This is a genomic window from Paenibacillus luteus, assembly GCF_006542765.1.
Classification (GTDB): domain Bacteria; phylum Bacillota; class Bacilli; order Paenibacillales; family Paenibacillaceae; genus Pristimantibacillus; species Pristimantibacillus luteus.
Genome location: NZ_SKCD01000037.1, coordinates 13,089 through 34,547 on the forward strand (window position 1 = coordinate 13,089; position 21,459 = coordinate 34,547).

Genomic DNA, 21,459 nt, shown 5'->3' on the forward strand with positions numbered 1-21,459 from the left:
CGCTCATCCTCCTATATGTTTCGTCTCCAGTCTCCAAACCAATCGCACCGTTAGCCCACCCAGCCTAGATGGAATAAAAGCAATTTTAGCGTCTGCGCCATAATTGCCCTGCAATCGCTGATACACGTTCCATAGCCCGCAGCCGGCATACTCGCCAGCTGGGACACGTAGTTCCAGTTGGAGTTGGTCGATCTCCTCCGCATTCAATCCTATACCGTTATCTTCCACTTCCAAGTGCACCTGGCTATCCTTGACGTAGACCCTGATTTCCACCCGGCCCGGGTAATCGACGTTCTCTAATCCATGCACTATCGCATTCTCCACGATCGGTTGGATAAGAAGCCGGGGAACGCGGATTTCCGCAAGCTCTTCCGGCAGCTCGATGCTGTAGGTCAGCGTCTCATTGCGAAGCTTGAGAATTTCCAGGTGAATGCGTACGAATGCAAGCTCTTCGCCCATGCTGACTCCCTGATTGTCCATACGTGTTGTGTACCGGTAATAGTCCGCTAGATGATACGCCATGTCCATGACCGCCTGATCCTTTCGCATCTTGGTCATGTTAATGATGAAACCTAGGCAGTTGTATAGAAAATGAGGATGAATCTGCGCCTGCAGCTGCTTCAGCGTGGCATCTCGGGCAAGAATACGAGATTGTAAGTCATTCTCGATGAGATCTTGGATCTGCGTTGCCATCTCGTTGAAGTTTTGCATCAGGAACGCAAATTCATTGTTCGATTTCTTCGGCAAGCGGTAGGCGTAATCGCCTCGTTTAATTCTCTGCACCGCATGCACAAGACGTAAGATCGGCCTCTGTACATTCCAGTACAAGGCAGACGCGGCAGCGATACCCGATAGAAGCAGAATGATAGAAGAAGCTCCAAACAAGATCCTCTGCTGCTTGATCGGTCCGATGATCTGATCGAGCGGAACGGAATCGATGAGATGCCAGTCAAGAAGATTAGAATAATAATAGGTTATCAGATAAGGCATGCCCTCGAACGAATGGATCAAGAAACCCGAAGAACGGCTATTAACCCTGTCGCCTAACTGTGCGACGATTCCGTCCATCTTTAGCCCCTCTGCGGACCGACTGGCAATAATGGAATGTCCCTTTTTATAAAAAAACGGATTGTCGGAGTGTCCCGATTTGTAGGTATCGAGCAGATTCTCGAAGCTCCACCTGTACAGGTTAATGCGAACGGCAACATCCAGATCGTCCGGATGAGCCGGCTTGTACCCCGTCGTGACATAGGTTCGAGTAAAGCCCGATCCACTTCCCAAGTCTTCACGGTAGCTCCAGCCCAGCGAGAAGCGACCCTCAAACTCTTCCAGATTATATTCATAGGAGGGAGAAGAAGATATGCTATCGCGACGCTGCGGAAAATAGATGGTTACATCATTTCGCCAGTTGCCCGACGCACTTGCCAGCGACAGCTTCTCCTCGATTAGCATCCTTGTTTTCATAAGGGAATACTCGCTCTTATTGATGCTATACAGGTACTCCAGCACATTCGTATCCACGAGCATGGGAGCGGAGACCAGATCAAACTTCTCTATGCTAGCATCCAACTGCGCCATAAACAGCTCCATTTGGTTCAAACTCGCCTTGATGAGCTCCTCCTGTATGACGTTGATGCTCTTGTACGTGGAATAATAATACAGCGCGACAATCGGCGTCAGCAAAATCAGCAGCATCACAAGCAATTTCTGAAAGATGTTGAATTTGATCCGCATGTCATTTCCATCCTTGTTTCGAAATTGCACTTCATCCGATATATTACAATAATTTGGAAGCGTTTACAATAATGTAAATTCAAAATGTCAGCTAGCCCGTGAGTTCGACATTCGCAGCTCGATTAAATTTTAACTAGTTTTTACAAAAACATAATAACTTAATAATTTCTACGCAGTAATTATTAATTTAACGTGCGATCATCTAGTATTATGCAAGCGATTACATCAGAAGAGTTAATAATATGAAAGTTTTTCAATATAGACCCTAAAAATAATGGTAATAAATTTGTATTCTGCAACCGATATTAATAAAATACATACTTTATACAAAGGAGAATAGTAATGCCCTTTAAGAACTCCCGTTTTATGCGCAATTTGCTTATACTTGGCTCGATTCGTCAGACCGCAGGTAGAATTGTCTTATCCACACTGTTGATTATTATCGTTTGTGTCTCTGTCCTCTCCTACACGTTCTACGTCCCTACCGCCAGAGAAGTTCAAATTCAAGCCGAGGAACAAATGGAGCTCTACTCCAGCTTACTGGCCAAAGAAATTGATGCCAATTTGGTAGAGAAACAAGCGATTATGCAAGTTATCGCCGAGCAAGGCTCCAAAGTAGCAGCAGAGCGAGAGCAGCAGCTTGATTTTCTCGTCCAAGCCCACAAGCAGCATCCCGAATTTGAATCGATATTTTTCTCGCTTGATTTAATCGGTGCCAACGCCGTTAACGTTAAAAATACGGACGTCAATGTAGCCGATCGGCCTTATATTCAGCTTGCCAAAGAAGGCAAACCGTTCATTTCTAATCCGGTTATTTCCAAAACAATGGGTACCATGGTCGTTATTGTTGGCGCTCCATTAATGAAAGATGGCAAAGCCTATGGATTTTACGGGGCCTCCTATTCCATTAGCGATGCGGTAATTGGTGTTAGCAAAGCTCAATTCGGGGAGACTGGAAAAGCCTATATGACGTTGTCTGACGGAACGTTCCTATCATACCCCGATCAATCGTATGTATTAAGCAAAAAATTGTCCGATCTGGGCATCGTTCCGCTTGATCAAGCACTCACTAATGCAACCCAAGGCCATACCAGCGCAATTCATTATACGGAAAATGGCGCTAAAAAAATTGGGTTTATGAGTGTGACCGGCCTCAACTGGGTAATAACGATGTTTGCAGAGGAAAGTGAAATTTTAAAACCAGTCAATACTTTGCTAAATTTAATCGTCCTAGTTGGCTCAGGCATTATTATTCTTGCCCTTATCACCACCATTCTGATTGCTCTACGAATTGTACACCCCATTCGCCAATTGACACATGGCATTGATGTTTTGGCGCAAGGAGATTTAACCTACCGCATTCCAGTCAAAGGCAAAAGCGATATTAGCAAGGCGCTGCAATCCTTTAACGCCGCTGGCGATCAAATGCAGCTGTTAATGAAGGAAGTTAATGGCTTGTCCGAGCAACTGACGGATTCTGCGAAGCAGCTTGCTGAGGGAGCAGATCAAGGCGCGCGCGTGGCACAAAGCATTTCTGAAGCGATTCTCGTCGTAGCTGAGAGCTCAGAGCGCCAAACGTCCAGCTTGCAGGATGGAAGCCAAGCAGCAGACAACATTGCTGTACAAATTGATGGAATTGCTTCTTATAGTACGAATGCGGCTGGCATTGCTTCGGAGGCATCCAATCTTTCTGATGATGGAGCGGCCTCCATGGATCAGCTTAATGGAAAGATGATCCAAATGGAGCAAGGCATCAGCGAGCTATCCCAAACGATTCATGCTCTCAGCGGATTGTCTGGCAAAATCGGCGATGTCGTGAGCATCATTAGCCAAATCGCCCGCCAAACGAATATTTTATCGTTGAATGCAGCGATTGAAGCTTCTCGTTCCGGGGAGGCAGGGCGCGGGTTTACCGTCGTAGCGGATGAAATCCGCAAGCTTGCAGGCCAATCGATGGATTCTGCTGAACAAATTGCTGGATTCATCGGAAGTATCCGCACTGAAATTAATCGTACTCTTCAAGCCTCCGAACAGACCGTCTCCCAAGCGGCTGAAGGAAGACATACGGGTGAGGAAGCTCGCGAGCTATTTGCCCGCATTCGCTCTTCCATTCAAGAGGTAGCCGTGAGTATTCAAGGCGTATCGCAAGCATCTGGCGAGATGGTATCCGGCACAAATACATTAGTAGAATCCATTCGCCTCATCTCCGACTCGGCCACTGAAACTTCGGCAGAATCACAAAATGTTTCCGCTGCGGCAGAAGAGCAAATGGCTTCGATGGAAGAAGTAGCTTCCTCCTCCGCAGAGCTTGCTCATATGGCCGAGAAGCTGCGTATACAAATTAATAAATTCAAGCTGTAGCATGGAGTTATAAGAAAAGTCTCGGTGCGTGGTAAAAGTAAGGGAACTGACTCCAAAGCATGAGACAGCATAAAACACCTTTAAGTTGAAGATACGAATATTTTGAGATACTCGTACAACTTGGAGGTGTTTTTGTTTGGGAACAAGAGCGAGTTACCCCGTAGTGGTGAAAGACAGGAAGAGAAACAGGGATTAAGGGGTCAGGGCTCTTAGAAACAGCTGAGAAAAGGACAGAAAAAAAGCCTGAGACGACCGTTAATTAATGGCATCAATCGCTTTAATTGATCTTTCCACCTGATTTAGAATCCCATCTCCCTCATAGATACTCAGATCATTTGCTTCATCACCTAATAAAATCCAAAAACATTAACATCGAATACTTTAATAATTGTTGAATCGTCTCCAGTGATGGATTGTATTTGTTCTTCTCTAACTCGCTCGGGTTCCTTGAGATACACAATACGCTACGAAAACTCAATTAGGTTGAGTTGATTAAGCTTTCTAATATCCTTTTGGATTTAAATCTCTTCATTGCAAAAGAACACGGAAAAATCCAATTTAATCTCAAGTGAAAATAAGCCCACTACACCTATTCGGGCATTGTGGGCTTCTCTGCTTAATCTTACTTGTAAATTGAAGTATCTAGCGGGATAATGAATCCGCCGTCAACAGCTTGTGTGACATTTATTGCGATGTTCTTTACTCCAGTAATATCTACCTCAATCGTCAGAAGATCACTATTAGGCGAAATCTTCTCTACTTTTTTAAGGAGCACATTCTTGTCATTATCCTTAATTTCAAGAGACTCCACTTCCTTGCCGACTGCAGCGAATTGCAGAACAAGCTTTTTATATTTGCCGTTAGGGCTGAGCGCGGTATATTTAATATTGGAATTAGGTGCGCTGTACAGAACTTCCTTATAATTTTTGTCGCCGTATTTGGTCAGTGCAGGGTCCTTTGTATGCAGACTGGTGTTGAAATCCTCCTGCTTCACAGGTACGCCTGCCTGCTGTTCGCCAATAATCACCTCTTTGGCTGTCCCGTCATATCTCACCTGAACATCCAGCAGCTCAGAAACAGATCGTACCGGAAGATACGTAGTTCCATTATAAGTAATGGGAAGCACCGCTTTGCCATTGCCATCTTTGAGAGGGGTAATCTCTCCGTTCACTCTGATTTTTAAATCTCCGTTTAACAGCGCTTTAATTTCTTGGAGATGCGAGCTCGCAAAAGCACCTGTGCCCATGCCCACCAAAAGTATCATGGTACCGCATAAAGTCGTAACAACCTTCTTCTTCATTTTTGTTTTCCTCCTCTTGGGGTGTCTTCAAATCCAGGAACTCCGGTAACAATGGTTATTGAGAGATAATCTCTCTGAAAGATGACGCTAAATGTGGGATAGTCTCTGCGTTTTTGGAGTTGAAGATTTTACCTTATTATATCATAAAGCCCAATGCTTCATTTCTAGTTCTTCCTTCTTCCAAGCTACTGATTAACCGAGCCCTTTCTAAAAGCATATAACTATATTCTGCATAAATTGAATTTATCAGTAAAACATAAACAGCTTGTCTATCGATTCAGATAAGTTATGATAAGTAATCCAACTCGTTCACGCTTGTATAGAAAGGTAGTAGATGATTTAAGGGTTTTCAAATCCAAGCTGGAGGAAACGAAATCGGGGCTTCTTCTGTGTATTATCATCATAACACGAAAAAAGGCACTCCCGGCAATAGTCCAGGAGCGCCTACTTCATATTCAATTGTATATGGCCGGAACTTTCTTACACGATGGTCCACCTTATACGTACTTCATACCCATAGCAGTGCCAACTACTTTCCAGATCCGCGAGCTGTCTCTTTCAATTTTTGAATTAACTGGCTCACTCTTCCCTGGGATACACCGATTAGCTCGACCAACTTTTTTTGTGAAGTAGCCGGTTACTGTTCCATGACCCTAACCAGTCGGACGAGCGTATCCTTGCTATAGGTCTGTTTAGGCATATAATCTAATTCTCTTTTTGTATCTACTTCCTCCAACATAGCCACATTGGATGTTGAGATCCTCAACTTTACTAGGAGTTAAAATAAACCTTTGATTAGCATCCCATATCTTTTGGGTCACTACAATGATGTGACGGTGCATCCAAAAGAATCAGTAGCACGAGTTGCAGGCTCGCTGCTCAGCCGTTTGCTAATCACCATGCCAGTCTACAATTTTTTTTCGAGTCTAATACTTTATTAGACCGGGACATCAAACTGTTCGAAGAAAATAAAGTATTAGACTGGAGTTGTTGATTTGACGCGGTTTTTGAGTTTGAAAATCGTCAGCTTTTAAGTAATAAGTTTTAGACTATATCCATTTTGTTAGTCTTGATTACTGTTAAACAGAAAAATAAAGTATTAGACTATTGTAATCATCATTAAAAGCCTAAAACTCCTATTGATCACTCAATAGGAGTTTTAGGCTTCCTCACAACAACTATATGTTCTTCCATCATGGTCTTTATTTCATTTTTTCGTGTTACTGTTGAATTAATATGGTGAGGTAGTCTTTTAAAAGAATACTGCCTGTGCAAAGTAATAACTTTATCGTATCCACGAGAAACAAACCAATCATTTAATACTTCTGCCATATCCACGGTAATCGAACCTAAAATTGTTCTATGCCCTACTATCCATGATTGTACTCCACCATCTACTAGAACCCTATCAGTCTGTTCTACAACTAAATATAATTCTTTAAAGAAATGTAATACTGACTTAACCCTGCGGGGCAAAGCAATTACTTTTCTATGCAGCGTTTCTCTAATGAAGGGTAACTTGCTGGCTAATTCTTTAATCGTTTCAGGACTAAGATCAACCGCAGACAATTCATCCATGAATCCCTCAGCTAATTCTCTGGCCCTTACTTTAACTTCTTTGTTGGATAATTGTCCTGATTTATTAAGTACCCTGTAGTAGTCCAAACGAACCCTTTCTTTAACTAACTCATATAATTCATTATCACTTAACAGCATAATGATATCAAAATTATCTTCATCAATTTCTTTAATTGAGTTCTTGATTTTTTGCATTAAAATCCGATAGTGTTTAGTGTCTTTTTGACACACTCGTCTCATCTCTTGAAATAAATTCTTTAATGTTACTGATGAACGAATTACCTTTCTCAGAGAAGTATTACAAGCAGATTTTTTTCCGCCTAATAAATACTCATCCACATTTTCGGCCTCGGTGTTTATTCCTAAATAACGTGATAGTAATTCCTTAGACCATTGTAATGATAGTCTCGAGAATTGGCCATAAGCTACCGTGCTTTGAGAATCCCCATAAGGTGGAGAGGTAAGTATCGCATCAATTTTCTTACCATTGAGATGAGATAATTCCTTTGCATTCTTCATTTGAATATCGGTTATTGTTTTACTTTTAGATATCTTTTTGGTTTCGACTAGCAAACCTAATAAATTCTCTATCTTATTTTTAAAAACTAATAGAGCGTCTAAATTGAACTTATCTATATCACCTGGCGACATTCGGTATAGTTTAAACTCACCATTCCGTGTTAAAGAACATTCACGTATAGTTGAGCTAAAAGCAGTTAATAAAATCAATGCAAAAGTCTCTTTATACTTTTGCGAACATCCTTGTAAAAAGATACTTATTTCTTGTCTAATAAACGATAACTCTTTAATATTTTTAGATTTAAACCAAAATTCAATATTATCAAATTTAGCTAACTCAACTAAAATTGTAGATGTATATGTTTCGGTAATTGAATCTGTGAAGACTTTCAATGACCTCTGAATAAATGATGTGTTATTTACAGTTAACGACTTAGTTCTAGCTAACAAAATTGATAATGGGTTTAGATCAGACCCGTAAAAATCTAATCCTAAGTATTTGCATTCCAACGCAACAGTTCCACTACCAACAAACGGATCCAAAACCTTTTTGATTGAGTATTCTTCTTTTAATTTTTTTAGTAAAGAAACCACCATTTCGGGAACAGCCTTTGCCGGATAAGAATGGATATTTCCGTTAGACGAAAAGAAGGATGCAAAGTTGTTTTCTCCAGTATAATTAAGGTCTAGTCCCTTCCACCATTCTTTTTCAACACTAGTTGCCATCGTCCAACACCTCCAAACTGAATCCAGGATTGAGCCGCGCATCATAAGTGATGCGCGGCTCGATTTAATTAAGTATACAACTATAGTCGCAACTAAATCAATATACTATAATACATGTTTTCACTTATGAGTACTAGCGACAGATTCTATCCCGTCAACTTCTTCTATAAAATCCATGACAAGTTCAAAATCAAAATCCGCAACCTTATTTAAGGACGCATTAATTGTTAATAATCTTGTTCCGTCATAATCAAAGGAGTAATTCCCTGTAATGAAATCTTCTTTTTTAAATGTAATTGATTCATTTATCACAACTATCTTAGAACGTTTCATTGCTTCATTATTGTAAAACTTCCTGAATAAAGGATTTGATGTAAGCATTAATGATTGAGAATGTAGTAGTTCCATAAACTTTACTGCTTTGAGCGCTATGATTTCAGTTGGTATTTTCAAACTATCCGCTTTTATAACACAATTATACTCGCTGTCTTTAATCTTAATGGGTAACGCACTTGAGTCTACTATTATTGTATTACCTTCTTTTTTAAACAATATTTGCTCTTTTTGTACGGCGGGGGCCACCTGTTTTATTGCTTCTAATATAATTTTTTTGATCTCTAAAGTATCTTCTATTTGTTGTGCGGAGAAATCATCTGTTGCTAAAAGTAAGGGAGGCGCATGTTCTTCACCAAAAAACTCAGAAGGATTATTGACATTTAAATTATATTTAGTAAGTTTATATTGTTTGGCGTAGTCACCTGGCAAACCAATACGTGAACTAACTGTAAAATGCTCAAAAGAAATGCTATTTGTTACAAATTCATTCAATCTATTAATTCGTTGAACATTATAATAAATATAATCTTTTTCTTGATGAAAATTATTTATTGTTACAAACTTCCCCCACATCTCCTGCTCTTTAACTTTATATTCAGCAATAATACCCGCAACAGATTCATCGCCATTTTCTGTGAGTTTATCTAGTGTTCTAGTTAAAGAGATTCTATTATCGTAGACCTGCTTCAGTCTTTCTAAAACCTCATACAATCTATTCCTAAGCCCCTTAGAATATCGGTAATCCTCGTTGATTTCAAAATTCCCTTCACCGTTAAGAACAATTTTAGCCGCTCCATCAGCATTTAGTGCACAAAGATCTAATATATCCAAATCAATCTGAAATTCATCTTTTAGGTTTACATAGTATTGCTCGCCTTTTTTAAAATAGTTCAAAAACACAAAATTTTCATGTTTGGGTTTTACATTTGTTAGTCTAAGTAAAAGCCCATTCTTGATCTTTCTATCTCCTTTAGCCCGTAATGTAATATCACAAGGTTGAGAAATTAACAAATATTCTTCTGAATTTATTGAAAATATATCCCCGAACCCAACTGGGTAATAGTGGTTATTAACCCACGAATTATACTTTTCTAAGTTCCTGATTCGATTTACTTCGCTAAGGTTTTGAATTTTGTTATCTCCTTGCGAACGGGTTGATAAGTTTTCATAGTTATGAATTAGTTTAACCAGATCCTCATACTTTTGAGTGATCTTCTCATTCAAATCATATTTAGTTAATACTAACAATACTCGAGTTAACGTATCAACAATAGAAACACCTTCATCGTTACTAAAATTTAATACAATATTATTAAATGTAGATTGTTCTATGTTTTTAAATTCATTCCCTGCTAACTCTATCCCTTCTTTTAACGCATCTATCATAAAATTGGTTACTCTAAATGTGTAATTTCTTTTTAGACCAAAGCTAATAGCATTTGCAAACTCTTCATTACTATTAGTATCTATAAAATCTTTGTTAATTTTCCAAAACATATTCTTACTCTCAGATAAATCAGAAACTCTGTTCAAAAAGTCATTAAACTGAACTTCTTGTTCAATATCCTCTGTTTTTTGAGTCGCAAGAATTGCAATATTCCATTTGCATTCTTCACTATGAAATTCTTTTAATAAACTGAAGCCCTTATTTTCAGCACCTTTTTCTCCGAAATCTCTATCAATAAGCCATAGCACTTTTTTTTCTTCATTCGGATCCCACAAGCCGGATATTCCTTTTTCAAGAAACTCTTTTGCTACTTCTATTGAATCAAACGTTTTAAAGTCAGTAATTATCTCTTTTGTTTTTAAATCATCGAAAAAAGTTAACAATGTTCTTTTTTGAGTAAGCAGCTCTTGCGAATCGGGATTAATTGCAAGCTTTACTATATCTTCTCTATCTAAGACATCAAGCCACTCAGTTATCATCTTTCTTTTAATTTCATCAGGTAATTCTATAAAATCCACTAAATTAAATTTATATTTACCTATAGCACCAATGATAGGTAAATAAGAATCAGTTCGTTCAAGTATCTCATCAATTAATTCGCTCATTTCTACGGTTTCCTCTATCGAACCGTAACAGTCATCAACGCTTACAATGAATTTGATACTATTAGTCTTAAATAGCTCATCAACTATATTCATAAATTTCCTTTCTGCCCCTAGGAACTTAAACATTTTGAAAAATCCAGTTCAAGCTTGTATAAATTATTAAATTGATTTCTTTCTCTCATTAATCTGATTGTACACTTATTATGTTGCAATAATTTAGTAACTATATATAACCCAAGTCCTCGACCATTTTTCTTATTTGAAACGAAGGGATCAAAAATTTGATTTTCAATACTTGGATCAATTCCAATCCCATTATCCCAAACATGTATACGACCATTTCCAATAACTACTATTGAATATTCACACACTTGGATTTTGTTAATTCTTAAAGAATGTTGTAGCCAATGCTCTGAATTAAGATATAGATTATCAAACACTTGATGAATCATGCCCTGACTGACATTAACTTCGAAATCATCTGATATACTTAATTTAATATTAATTCCAAGTCTAGTAGCTCTATCTGAATAGTTATCAATATGCTCTTTTAATATCTCACTCGCTTTTATATTCCTTTTCAAAGTCCTTACACTTCGAAATCCTGGAGATAGATGACTAACTTGTTTTCTGATGGAATCAGATGAATACTTAACAAAATTAAAATACCGTTCAATCTTCTTATCTGGTTCGTATTTATTTTTAAAATATCCAGCGACTTCATCAGTATTTTTTTTAGTATTGCTCACTAATGTATTTAACTCATGAGTTAATGTTTCGGCCACAATACCTAAACCAGCTAACTCAGTTATTTCTTCCATCCTTTCAATTAATTGCTCATACTCATATTCAATTACTTTAATCTGATTTTTTAAAACATCAATCTCCTTAATATAATTAGCAGCTTCTATTAGAGTATTATTAGTAGAATTAATTCCAACTTGAAGTTGCAGCAAATATTGATTAAGTAGAGATTTCTCCTCCGTAGTAATATTTATGTCTTCAATTTTATTTTCAACTGACGTAAATATCTTATTAGTCTCATTTACTTGTTTATGATTATTTTCTAAAGCCGTAGCTATCTTTTCTATTTTCTCAGTGACTGATTTTGCTTTCTTCACTGCAATTTCATGTGACAGAGTAACTGAATCAGTATGCTGAGTATCACTATAGATTTGAAGTATGTATTCATTAAAATATTTTTTTAAATTCTCTCTATTTTTATTTATTCTTTTTATAGCAAGTTTAATAATCAACTCAAAATTATTATAATTATCATCAACTATAAAACCTTCTCTATTTGTTTTCTCTCTAAGATTATAGCTCTCTTTACCAGGTAGTTGGATATAACCTATTACAGTATCGTTTTTCAAATCAGTAAACTTTCCCTTTGTTGCTGCATTAGCGCTTAATGAAAGCCAATCATTTTCCCCATAACCATAAGGTAATATAGAAAAATCATCTCTAAAGACCTTTATTCCTTTGTTATTTGCTATGTAGTTTCTAAATTTATACGTATCATCCAAAAACTCAAAATTCAACTTTTGGATTTGAGACTTTATTCTTAAAGGGTCTAGTGAATAAGAATATATTTCCCCGTGTAAATTACCTGGATACAAAATGCTATTATCCAGCTTGTCAGTTATCAATTCACCAATACTTTCTAATGAAATTGATTGCTCAAACTTTATATAATAATCCTCTGGAGAATCAATAAACATACAGCCTTTTAAGACTTCACTTTTTTTAATCATAAATTCTTTCAGGTGATCAATATTAACTAAGCTATCATTTTTCCCTTCAAAAAATTCCGGTTTATAGTAACCTTCAATCATTATTTGATCTCTTGTTAGACTAAAACTATATTTTGATATTGCACCATCTAGCGCTTCGTCAGAAATTTTGTTGAAATTCAGCTCAATTTGACCTACTTTTGCGTATAAATAAAATGAATTACTGTTAGTTTTAAAAGGCGAAACAATCTGGGAAAGCTCTTTTTCTAACTTTCTAATACTATTAATATTAGTCCACAAATCAGGATTTATTAAGCCCTTAATAATAATTTCAGTGTACCCTTTATCAGCCTCACTCGAGTCAATATTTTTTTCAGTTACTTTGACTGGTACATTGTCAATAGTTGTGTTTTTACGAAAATGCCCCCAAGGAATATACACGGAATATTCCGTTGTTTCTCCTTCTTTTTTTGTTCTCATAAGCATGTAATTCCCTAACTTTTGCACAGAAAGCCTACCTAAACCTTTGTCTCCAAGTGGCATTCTTTCAAACTTCTTTGTTACTTCCTTATTTTTCTTCATTTTTTTCTTTATTGAGTTCGATATAGTCAACCAGCCATTGATGATATCTTTTTTATTCATACCATGCCCAGCATCTTTAATAGTAATCTGTCCCTTGATTGTCAATGGAGTTTTTCTTCCATTATATTCATCAATTATCTCTTCCTCATAATAGGGATCTACTATTAAATTTACGAATGGCGAATCAGCATCATATGAATTCTTAACTAACTCTGATATTGCGGTTATCTCATCTGCTATCAGTTCTTCACCTAATTTATATATCAAAGAAGCATGGACCTTAAAACCTACTCTATTCATATCAACAAAGTCTATATCCGGATCCTCGTAAAAACTCTCGAATAAATCCATTTGTTCCATACTCTTAATCACCACCTTACACTATTTAAATAGTTAACTTTATATAAGAATTAGATAAAGGATTTCAATATCCTTTATTTCCCTCAATATATGCACTTAAAATAGTTTATTCACAATTTTCTTTGACCAACCTTCAATTGTATCATTGCTATAGTGTTTTACTTTTTCAATATCCATATTATTAAATCGATTAAGAAGAGTTTGATCCCAATGTCCCCCCTCTTGCACTAGACCATCTAATAGTAGTTTAATTTCATTTTCTACCGCTTTGAGTGAAATATCTTTCAGTAATTGCAAAATAAGCATCGATATTGACCAATTATCAGGCCTAGCAACTTCAACTATATATTTTGTACTAGATGCATTCGATACCTGAACAATAGCACAAGTCCGGCGAGCTCCATTCGGACAGATGGAAAATCGCTTACCTGGAGGAACTCGGACTACAGACATCCGAATAGAATACGAAGTCATCTCCTTCAGCACACTGATCATCTTGAAGAAGTCTTCCAAACCAATAGCTTCAGTCATCGGAACCAACTCTAACGTTTGAAAATCAATGGGCGGCGTATCTCCACCAACTATCGAATCCTGCACGCTCACTTCCTTTGCACCCCCCGATGATTTGCCGCCTTTCCCGGAGTTAACAATAACATCATTGCCTGTATTCGTTCGCCTCACGCTTTTCTTTCGAGTCCTAACTACTGGATAATTGATAAACTTTATGTAGGTAGGAGGGGCCTCAAACACATTTTGATTGGTATCTTCTTTTGCATTTTCACTTTCATCATTAATCACAATGTCTTCATTCTTACTACGTGACGTTATCCGTAACCGTTTTTCGCCGAAAATAGGCTCCTGTCGCTTCTTAGAATGATGCCAGAATTCAATTTCATTGGCCGGATGTGTAAATCCCCCAAAAGCAATAATTTCTTTAACCAACATTATATTTGAAAACTTTTCACCACGAACTGTCATTTCAATTGGGCTTGTAGGCGGCAACTCTACGCTAAGTGGAATACCTCTCCTTAACATAATAGAAGGATTAATAGGAGATCCATTCACAGCTTGACTGAACAAAATTCGATAAACAGAATCCCACATAGCTTTGATCTTAAAGTCCAAATATATCCATGATATGTGACGAGCATTGCTCTCCGTAGCCATTGTATTGGAAACACGGTTGCCCAAATGAAAGTGAAGAACATTTCTTTCAAACTCACACTTGTCAATAAGTTGTTCCAAGCCATGTGGCTCTAGCAAAGAATTAGCTAATAGTTTTGAATTAATAAACATTGCTCTAAGCAGCTCCATAACAGGAATACAAAATGTTAATCCCCCTAATAGAATATTGAATGATATTTTGCATGCCAAGCTCAGGATTCTTGCCAAAATCAATAAGGCTCTTTGGCAGTTTGAAGGAATTCACAATCACCCCTGAATCTAGAGATGGTATAGTGAAATTATAGGCTGACCCACTCATCGGGCGAACTTGATTCAAGTTACCATTTGCATAAATTTGACCCAATCTTAATAGTGGCATTTTCCCCCATGGGTAAGTCAGGGTTTTCAGATCACCAGAAGCCCTTTTAAATGCAATTCGAACACTCCAATCTCTCCTATAATTCATATAAGGCGAGCCAAACCAAAACAACTCGACATCTTCATCTTCTAAAAATGTCCATGGTCGAAATCCTATTGAACGCACTGTGTCGTCACCTCATTTGTGTATTCCAATGTATGCTATCCATAGCCGTTATAGCATTCAAGCGCTGCGGAAACAGTTTGTGAATATCCCGGCTTTAAAGCAGCTTTCCTTACAAGTTTCCATCGTTTGATAGGAAATTCGTCTATCATTTGTTCCGAAGCCCATTTAACTCTTCGAATTTGAAATTGTTCCACTGACTCCAGATAGTTCGACAGGATTCCTATTGTGACTGGAAGCTTCTCTTTATGTTTTTCAAGCAACGACAGTCTTCCAATACGCTTGCCTATTGAGGCAATAGTGATTCGAACAGGCTTAGTTTCCCTTTCATCAAGCAGCGTTTTACAACCTTTTTCAACTTCCCAGCTTAATTCGAGATCACGTTTTTCCCAATCTATCCGAACGTAACCCGAGGCAAGTCCTTTTCTTGAATACTGCGCTTTTATAGATTTTTGAGAAGGTAGTGACTCTTCAGGACATGCTTTCTGAATTACCTGATCATAGCGTGAGTATTTAATGATTGTATTCGTATCTGCCCCTAATCTCACGGCTGTTGCCCGATATGATAAACCATTCTGCATATGATCCTTTAATTGGTTCATCCATACATGGCCAAAGGCTTTAATACGACCTATCCGCAAACGGTCCTCAATATTATGATCTGGTCCTCTTCTGGAATATGAAAAACCACATCTGCATGTAAATGTGCCAACCGGATTACCTGTGTCCGTGCAACGAGTAATCCTTATACCTTCAATTATAGATTCTTTGTAATGATCTGCAGCCTTATTGAGACATGGCCATGGACCTTGTCCGAAAGGGGAGTAAACTGTTTTCATTTGACCCAAGAAGTCCGAGAAGGATCCAAATAGAAAGTGTATCAGCAATAGATGTCTCAACGGATGAACAGCCCTACGAGCTTTCCTAGCTGCCACTGCCAGCCATGAATAATGTTCCCCATAAATCACACAATCTAGCATTTCAAGTAATTCCCGACCGTAGTAGCCCACGATTTGATCTTCAAGTTTACGTTGCCGAATGTGTTTACCAGGCGTCAAGCATCCGCGTTCGTTTAATTTATAAAGTAAAGACTCACGGAGATTATAGAGCTCAAGCGACTTTCCTACGCTTATTAGCCGTTGAACATCCAGCGCAATGTCAAACAACTTTAATAAAAGCTTGTCCGGTAGATTCTTCTGAATCGGCTCCGACTTAAATAAATATCTGGAAATAGGCAGCGCCGTTAAACCGTGTCGCTCCGCCACAGGATATATTATTCGATGCAATACAACACAATGGAATGGACAAACCATTACACCAGTATTCTGATGAATGCGATGCCAGTAGGGCTCTCCAAACTGTTTAATATTAGCCTCGTAACAATCCGGACAAAACTTCAATTCACAGCTTCGATCAATGGTGCTAGCCGTAATACCAACGAACGTATGAATACCTGAGCCATCTTTGCTTTTCATCAGTTGTTTCAGTCGTTTGCTCCGTTCAATCGGAAGAAAGGGTGCATAGAACGGATATAGCGTATGCTCATCAATCCAATGATCGGAAGACATTCCTGTTTGTGAACTCCGCTCGGTGAAATCATCCAAGTGACTGGGAAGATCCATTGTCGGAATAACACTTTCCGTACCGTATACTTCTCTAAGCGTCCATTTTGGACTTGAGTTGTTCATACGCAAGTGATAGCGAGTGATTACGCCATACAACAATTCATCCGGATAGGGGAGAGGCAAGCTACCATATTCGTTCATTTAATCACCACCTTAGCCAAGAAACTCCAAAGGATCTTTAATATATCCAGCAGCCCTAAGTGAATCGTAGGCTGATAGCTTCTTCTTTTTCCACTGGGTCACAATTACTCGCAAATCATGAGGTGCTGTCGGTAAAACCTTAGGCGTACGTTTATTGCGTTGCACTGAGGCTTCACTCGTAACTTTCCTCTGCTTCTGCAATGCGAGCTTTAGCGCTTCTTTGTGAAGATCAACGACATCTAACTCATGCATATGTGCTTTTGTTACCTCATTTGCAGACTGTAGCGCTACCGACTCCTCTACGCCTGCATCTATTAGCCAAGCGCTTAATTCGTTAACAGTCTGCTCGGTGACATCATAACCAAGCTCTGTACGTATCACTTCTAATCTCTCAGCTTGCCGTTGTTCAGCTTCAATCCGATCTAGGTAATCATCCACAGAAACACTATCGTAAATATCAGCAAACATCTGAATTTGCTTCTTCTTACCCGAACGTAATGCCTCCAGAGCAGGCTTGATTAAGATGAGGCGATCCTTGGCAACAGATCGAATTAGTTCCGGTGTAATATGTTCGATTTCTTTGTCCAACGCTCGCCATTGCGTCAACATAAACAGCTTTATTGCAACGTCAGAAATCCCTTGAGATTCGTCGAACATAACATCTATAAACTCCTGAGTTAAATCGACCTTCTTGTCTGTCCACTGATACTTCCACAAGCCTCGCAGCAGCCATTCCCACTCATCATCTTTCTTGAAGTGATGCCATGTAGCATCCCCTTGACCGCTGTTACGCCGCGCATTTCGGAATTCACCATTTAGTGCCGGGAGCGCTTTGTATGTGCCTACAAGAATGACCGGCAATCCAATTGTATTTACCAATTGAACGAAGAAGTTCAACATTTGAGCTGCGCGATCATCTTTGGCTTCTTGCAAATTTTGAATCTCATCAATGACCAATACACCAAGACAATGAACCGCAGCAGCCTGAGCCATGATTGGGAGCAGCTCATCCGGAGTTTTAGTCGCATTCTTTTTGTAATACCTAGTACCGACCAGGCTATCAACCGCCAGCAGAAAATTCAAACATAGCCCTCTAATAGAACCATCATGCGGACAATCCATTTTCAACCATACAATTTGATAGGGAGCAGGCATATCTTGATCTCTATATTTGCGATGCAGGATGACTTGCGGATACATTTGCAAAATCCGCATCAGACTGCTGGATTTACCAATTCCAGATATACCCACAAGAGCAAATCCAGCAGAGGTAGGGGTATTGACCGGGTATCCGTTTGTAGACCCCTTCATAATGAGCTCATACGCGTCTTTACGGGCTCTAAAAGCATAATTAGGGGTCAGTGGATTACGCCCCACATAGCCGTCTCTAATCAATCTAGAGAGGCTTTGCTGCAATTCCAAATGTCTGGATAGCGGCCGAAAGAAATCCCTTGAAATCCTCTGAACGCAATGCATGCGAAGATGAACCGGCAAATTACGTTCTGAAGGATTAAAAATCGGACTTGAAGACAGGCTTTTCACTACTGTTTGATCATCCCAGATTGGTGGGAGTGCTTCTAGTAATGGATTATTCCGATAATCCTCCAATAAAGGATCTTGGTAGTCCGCTTCTACAAACTCACCGCGACTAAACTGAAACAACGGGATATCAAACTCACTCATTCTTCATCACCATCTTCCTGCAAATACGCTTTTATTTTCGATAGCTTATCTGCAGGAGGGATATACGTTTGTTTTTTCTCAACAGCATCATCGCGTTTTAAAGGAACTACATTATTGGTTGAGTCATTCGACGCAGCACCTTGATCGGATAACTGAAAAGCTTCATGTTTGCGGTTTTCAAGTTTTTCATTGCTACGACGCTGTCTGGTTCCTTTCACACGTTGATTATTGCTTTCTTCGCTTTGTTGAATGGCTTCATTCGTTTTCTTAGCTGCCATTTCAACAATTGCCTTGGTTTGAGCATCAAGCTCAATTTTGGACAGCATATTATTCACATCCTGATACCTTCCTTGGTATCTCTCAATCTCTAACAGATCCTCTACTTCCTCAAATCTTTTATTGAGATATCTTTCTTCCCGATCAAGCAGTGTACATGTTTCGAATTGGTGCCCATTATCCAACCACAAATAAATTTCATTAGTAGAACGAGGGTCGTAGCATACCTTAACCCGCCACGTTTTTCCTGCTCTTGCCTTTATGAACCATTGCTCCCGCATCGCTAATTCACATACGTAATGCACGCCTTTGAACTGAATTCCTGCAGCAGTAACGGTAGCTTCACCTTGAAGCATTAAGTTTAGCTTTACGATATGCTCGGGCTGTTTTTTAAGACGCCCATTACGATTAACAATCCCCCAATGCCATAAATCCCTAGGTATAGGCGTAACCTCATCAGCCACCATAAATTCGTTCCTGTCATACCACAACATATGATGGTCATTATTGTGATAGAGAATGTTATGAATCATAATCTGTGTAAACTCACGAAGGGTTAGCTTTGCATCCAAGCGATAATCCCTTTCTCCACGCTCTCTATAACGTTCTTTAATTGCTCCAGGAATAAATCGTATGCTTCGCAGATTCGTTAATCGGAACTGCTGCTCAACAATTCCTTTCCAATCTGCCCGATAAGGAGGAGCATTTTCTACATCGACGCCCAGAACATCAATAAGTTGGCTTGGTCTAGTTCCTTCAAGTTCCCCACGGTCTGCCGTTAGTTTTTGTGGTAAATGACTGCTTACCCAATCCTCCGGATCAATATCAATACCATATTGTGCGCAGAACTTTACCTTGTCAGTTGTCGTATTGGCTAATGCCATCATTGCACCAATCCAACTTGGTCCTTCTAGACCAATGTAAATTCCTGCAATGTATCTGCTAAAAACATCGATTACAATGTAAATAATGGGGCGACCAATAATCCATTCGCGTCGATATTCACTGACCAAATAAACATCCGCTACTGTTGCATCGATTTGAAATCTGGAACCAGGACCAAAGCTTTCATAAGTAGAACTACCGAGAATGGGGCGATAATCTAATGCAAATCTCTTCTTGCCCAGTCTGCTTTTAAGCGTATCCTCCAGGTCCATTTCTTTTTTGAACCAATATTTGTATTGTCCGAAGGTTGGCAACTGATCTGGAGAAGGAAGTACAGGTACGACCGCCTGTCCGCTTTGACGAAAACCGGATGCAAAGAATTTTTCAAGCGTCTTCTGATAGGCATGCTTGAGTGGAGATTTATCCTTATTGTTGTAAAACAACCGAATACCTGATCTGAGCAATTGTTTGATATCTTCATCAATATTGATCCCAACAGGTTCATCTTCAAATTTTCTTGGACGGCCACGTTTAGTTTCCTTAGGTGTTCTATCATTTCCGAGGCTGCCGCAATTATTAAAATGGGGCAATAATGCATTTTTCATCTTGCCACCTTGCCAATATCTACGCAAATAACGATAAATCGTACTTTTATGAAGTCCTGTACGTTCTTGTACTTCCTTGATGCGAGATCCTCTAAAGCCCTTCTCAAAACAACTTGGCTCATCATGCACTATATCCTTAATAGCATCCCATGATTTATCACGAATATTTAAATGCTCACTATCAATATTAGAATCTAATAGGGGAACATTATCATTAACCCAATCAATCTGTTTTAACAGATCTGCTTCAAAGCCTGCTGTATACTCAGAGTAAGTTTTCATAATAGGGAAAGCTTTTTCATCACCCATCGCAATACTAAAAAGAATATCTTCGACAGGCGAAATCCATACTATACGTTCTACAAAACGATCCTCAGAATCAGGCATCTTCCATTCCACAACCATATTTTCATAGAGTGATTGCAAGTCTTTCATCCACCTTTCGCTAGTTTCTCTACTGCTGCATTTATGATGAAGTCTCTCACTGCATTCGTTGGAATGATTCTTTCATTCATATCTACAGACCATATTTTACGTGCTAAAAGATGACGAAAAAGTGCCAAAGACGTTCCTAACTCTAATCCAAGTTGTTCGTCACAGAATGAACAAGCTCTGGAAATAGCCTCACCGGAATTCAGACGGGTTGAAAGCATTCGCTGTAAATTATTGATAACGAATCTTCCTAATTCAGAGACGTCATCGTTGTGATACTCTTTATGAATCCATTCAATATTCCTAATTAGAACATCCGGCAAGTCTTGATCGGTGATAATTCCCCAGTCAACATGCCGTTCTTCCCAGTAAACACGCTCTATTTCAAATTTTGCGATTGTTCGCTCATTTTCTAATTCCGAAAATGGCTTAAGCGTTCTTGCGTAGTGCTTATCCTTATATGTAATAAGAAAATCAGTTGTCATTACAATGTCCACGGCTGTCTTCGGATCAGCAGGGTGCTTTACGCCTATTTTTTCTGCTATCAACTTAGTTTCTTCCAACGGAAGAAGAGGGAACTGCTCACGAATATCCGACACATTATCTGAATAATCCAATAGATAGCAATAATCACGTTCTATATCTGAAAGAAGCTCATGCCTTCTGCCCGTTGTCCAGCCCATACCACGAGTGGCTCTGCCATCCGAGGGAACATCCTGAATCCGAAGCCATGGAAGATAATCTTTGCCTGTTCCTTGACCTCTTCCTTCTCTAATAAAGCGATCTATCTTTGCTTCTGTGATCTCCCGTTTCCGTTTGGCCATTA

The 21,459-nt window shown here is 38.9% G+C and carries 12 protein-coding genes; 1 reads left to right on the top strand and 11 read right to left on the bottom strand.

Annotation, left to right across the window (positions count from 1 at the left end; translation table 11 throughout):
• Positions 1–3: 3 nt before the first annotated feature.
• Entirely contained in the window at positions 4–1,734 is a 1,731-nt protein-coding gene (locus tag E0496_RS25115) for a sensor histidine kinase (protein ID WP_141504502.1), read from the bottom strand.
• 342 nt (positions 1,735–2,076) lie between these two features.
• Between E0496_RS25115 and E0496_RS25120 the strand changes: the two genes are divergently transcribed.
• The gene (locus E0496_RS25120) at positions 2,077–4,095 is read left to right on the top strand and encodes a methyl-accepting chemotaxis protein (protein ID WP_141504503.1); all 2,019 of its coding nucleotides are present in this window, start codon (positions 2,077–2,079) and stop codon (positions 4,093–4,095) included.
• 622 nt (positions 4,096–4,717) lie between these two features.
• Here the strand turns inward: E0496_RS25120 and E0496_RS25125 are convergent.
• The 10 genes from E0496_RS25125 to E0496_RS25170 form a co-directional block, all read right to left on the bottom strand.
• Positions 4,718–5,395 (bottom strand): stalk domain-containing protein, encoded by a 678-nt coding sequence (locus E0496_RS25125; RefSeq protein ID WP_141504504.1) that lies wholly within the window; start codon positions 5,393–5,395, stop codon positions 4,718–4,720.
• 1,143 nt (positions 5,396–6,538) lie between these two features.
• Positions 6,539–8,218 carry a DNA adenine methylase gene (locus E0496_RS25130; protein WP_161601562.1) on the bottom strand — a complete coding sequence of 560 codons (1,680 nt, stop codon included), beginning with the start codon at positions 8,216–8,218 and terminating at the stop codon, positions 6,539–6,541.
• 120 nt (positions 8,219–8,338) lie between these two features.
• A complete protein-coding gene (locus E0496_RS25135) occupies positions 8,339–10,699 on the bottom strand; it encodes a hypothetical protein (RefSeq protein WP_141504506.1) in 2,361 nt (786 codons plus the stop codon).
• 17 nt (positions 10,700–10,716) lie between these two features.
• Positions 10,717–13,281, bottom strand: coding sequence for a sensor histidine kinase (locus E0496_RS25140; RefSeq protein WP_141504507.1), 2,565 nt, complete (start codon positions 13,279–13,281; stop codon positions 10,717–10,719).
• A gap of 96 nt (positions 13,282–13,377) precedes the next feature.
• Positions 13,378–14,595, bottom strand: coding sequence for a Tn7-like element transposition protein TnsE (locus E0496_RS25145; protein WP_206669857.1), 1,218 nt, complete (start codon positions 14,593–14,595; stop codon positions 13,378–13,380).
• Positions 14,582–14,989, bottom strand: coding sequence for a hypothetical protein (locus E0496_RS25150; protein ID WP_141504509.1), 408 nt, complete (start codon positions 14,987–14,989; stop codon positions 14,582–14,584). Before E0496_RS25150 ends, E0496_RS25145 begins: the two co-directional genes overlap by 14 nt.
• A gap of 35 nt (positions 14,990–15,024) precedes the next feature.
• On the bottom strand, positions 15,025–16,752 hold the full coding sequence (locus tag E0496_RS25155; RefSeq protein WP_141504510.1) for a TnsD family Tn7-like transposition protein: 1,728 nt from the start codon (positions 16,750–16,752) through the stop codon (positions 15,025–15,027).
• Between the two features lie 12 nt (positions 16,753–16,764).
• Positions 16,765–18,435 (bottom strand): ATP-binding protein, encoded by a 1,671-nt coding sequence (locus E0496_RS25160; RefSeq protein WP_241674985.1) that lies wholly within the window; start codon positions 18,433–18,435, stop codon positions 16,765–16,767.
• Positions 18,432–20,636: a Mu transposase C-terminal domain-containing protein gene (locus tag E0496_RS25165; protein ID WP_141504511.1), complete on the bottom strand. Its 2,205-nt coding sequence runs from the start codon at positions 20,634–20,636 to the stop codon at positions 18,432–18,434. The genes E0496_RS25160 and E0496_RS25165 overlap by 4 nt, the downstream gene beginning before the upstream one ends.
• Positions 20,633–21,457 (bottom strand): TnsA endonuclease N-terminal domain-containing protein, encoded by an 825-nt coding sequence (locus E0496_RS25170; protein WP_141504512.1) that lies wholly within the window; start codon positions 21,455–21,457, stop codon positions 20,633–20,635. The genes E0496_RS25165 and E0496_RS25170 overlap by 4 nt, the downstream gene beginning before the upstream one ends.
• Positions 21,458–21,459: the final 2 nt, after the last annotated feature.

What these genes read in the sequence shown, in the direction of transcription:
- E0496_RS25115 (WP_141504502.1), bottom strand. Translation starts at nt 1,734, where the DNA reads ATGCGGATCAAATTCAACATCTTTCAGAAATTGCTTGTGATGCTGCTG.
- E0496_RS25120 (WP_141504503.1), top strand. Translation starts at nt 2,077, where the DNA reads ATGCCCTTTAAGAACTCCCGTTTTATGCGCAATTTGCTTATACTTGGC.
- E0496_RS25125 (WP_141504504.1), bottom strand. Translation starts at nt 5,395, where the DNA reads ATGAAGAAGAAGGTTGTTACGACTTTATGCGGTACCATGATACTTTTG.
- E0496_RS25130 (WP_161601562.1), bottom strand. Translation starts at nt 8,218, where the DNA reads ATGGCAACTAGTGTTGAAAAAGAATGGTGGAAGGGACTAGACCTTAAT.
- E0496_RS25135 (WP_141504506.1), bottom strand. Translation starts at nt 10,699, where the DNA reads ATGAATATAGTTGATGAGCTATTTAAGACTAATAGTATCAAATTCATT.
- E0496_RS25140 (WP_141504507.1), bottom strand. Translation starts at nt 13,281, where the DNA reads ATGGAACAAATGGATTTATTCGAGAGTTTTTACGAGGATCCGGATATA.
- E0496_RS25145 (WP_206669857.1), bottom strand. Translation starts at nt 14,595, where the DNA reads ATGGAGCTGCTTAGAGCAATGTTTATTAATTCAAAACTATTAGCTAAT.
- E0496_RS25155 (WP_141504510.1), bottom strand. Translation starts at nt 16,752, where the DNA reads ATGAACGAATATGGTAGCTTGCCTCTCCCCTATCCGGATGAATTGTTG.
- E0496_RS25160 (WP_241674985.1), bottom strand. Translation starts at nt 18,435, where the DNA reads ATGAGTGAGTTTGATATCCCGTTGTTTCAGTTTAGTCGCGGTGAGTTT.
- E0496_RS25165 (WP_141504511.1), bottom strand. Translation starts at nt 20,636, where the DNA reads ATGAAAGACTTGCAATCACTCTATGAAAATATGGTTGTGGAATGGAAG.
- E0496_RS25170 (WP_141504512.1), bottom strand. Translation starts at nt 21,457, where the DNA reads ATGGCCAAACGGAAACGGGAGATCACAGAAGCAAAGATAGATCGCTTT.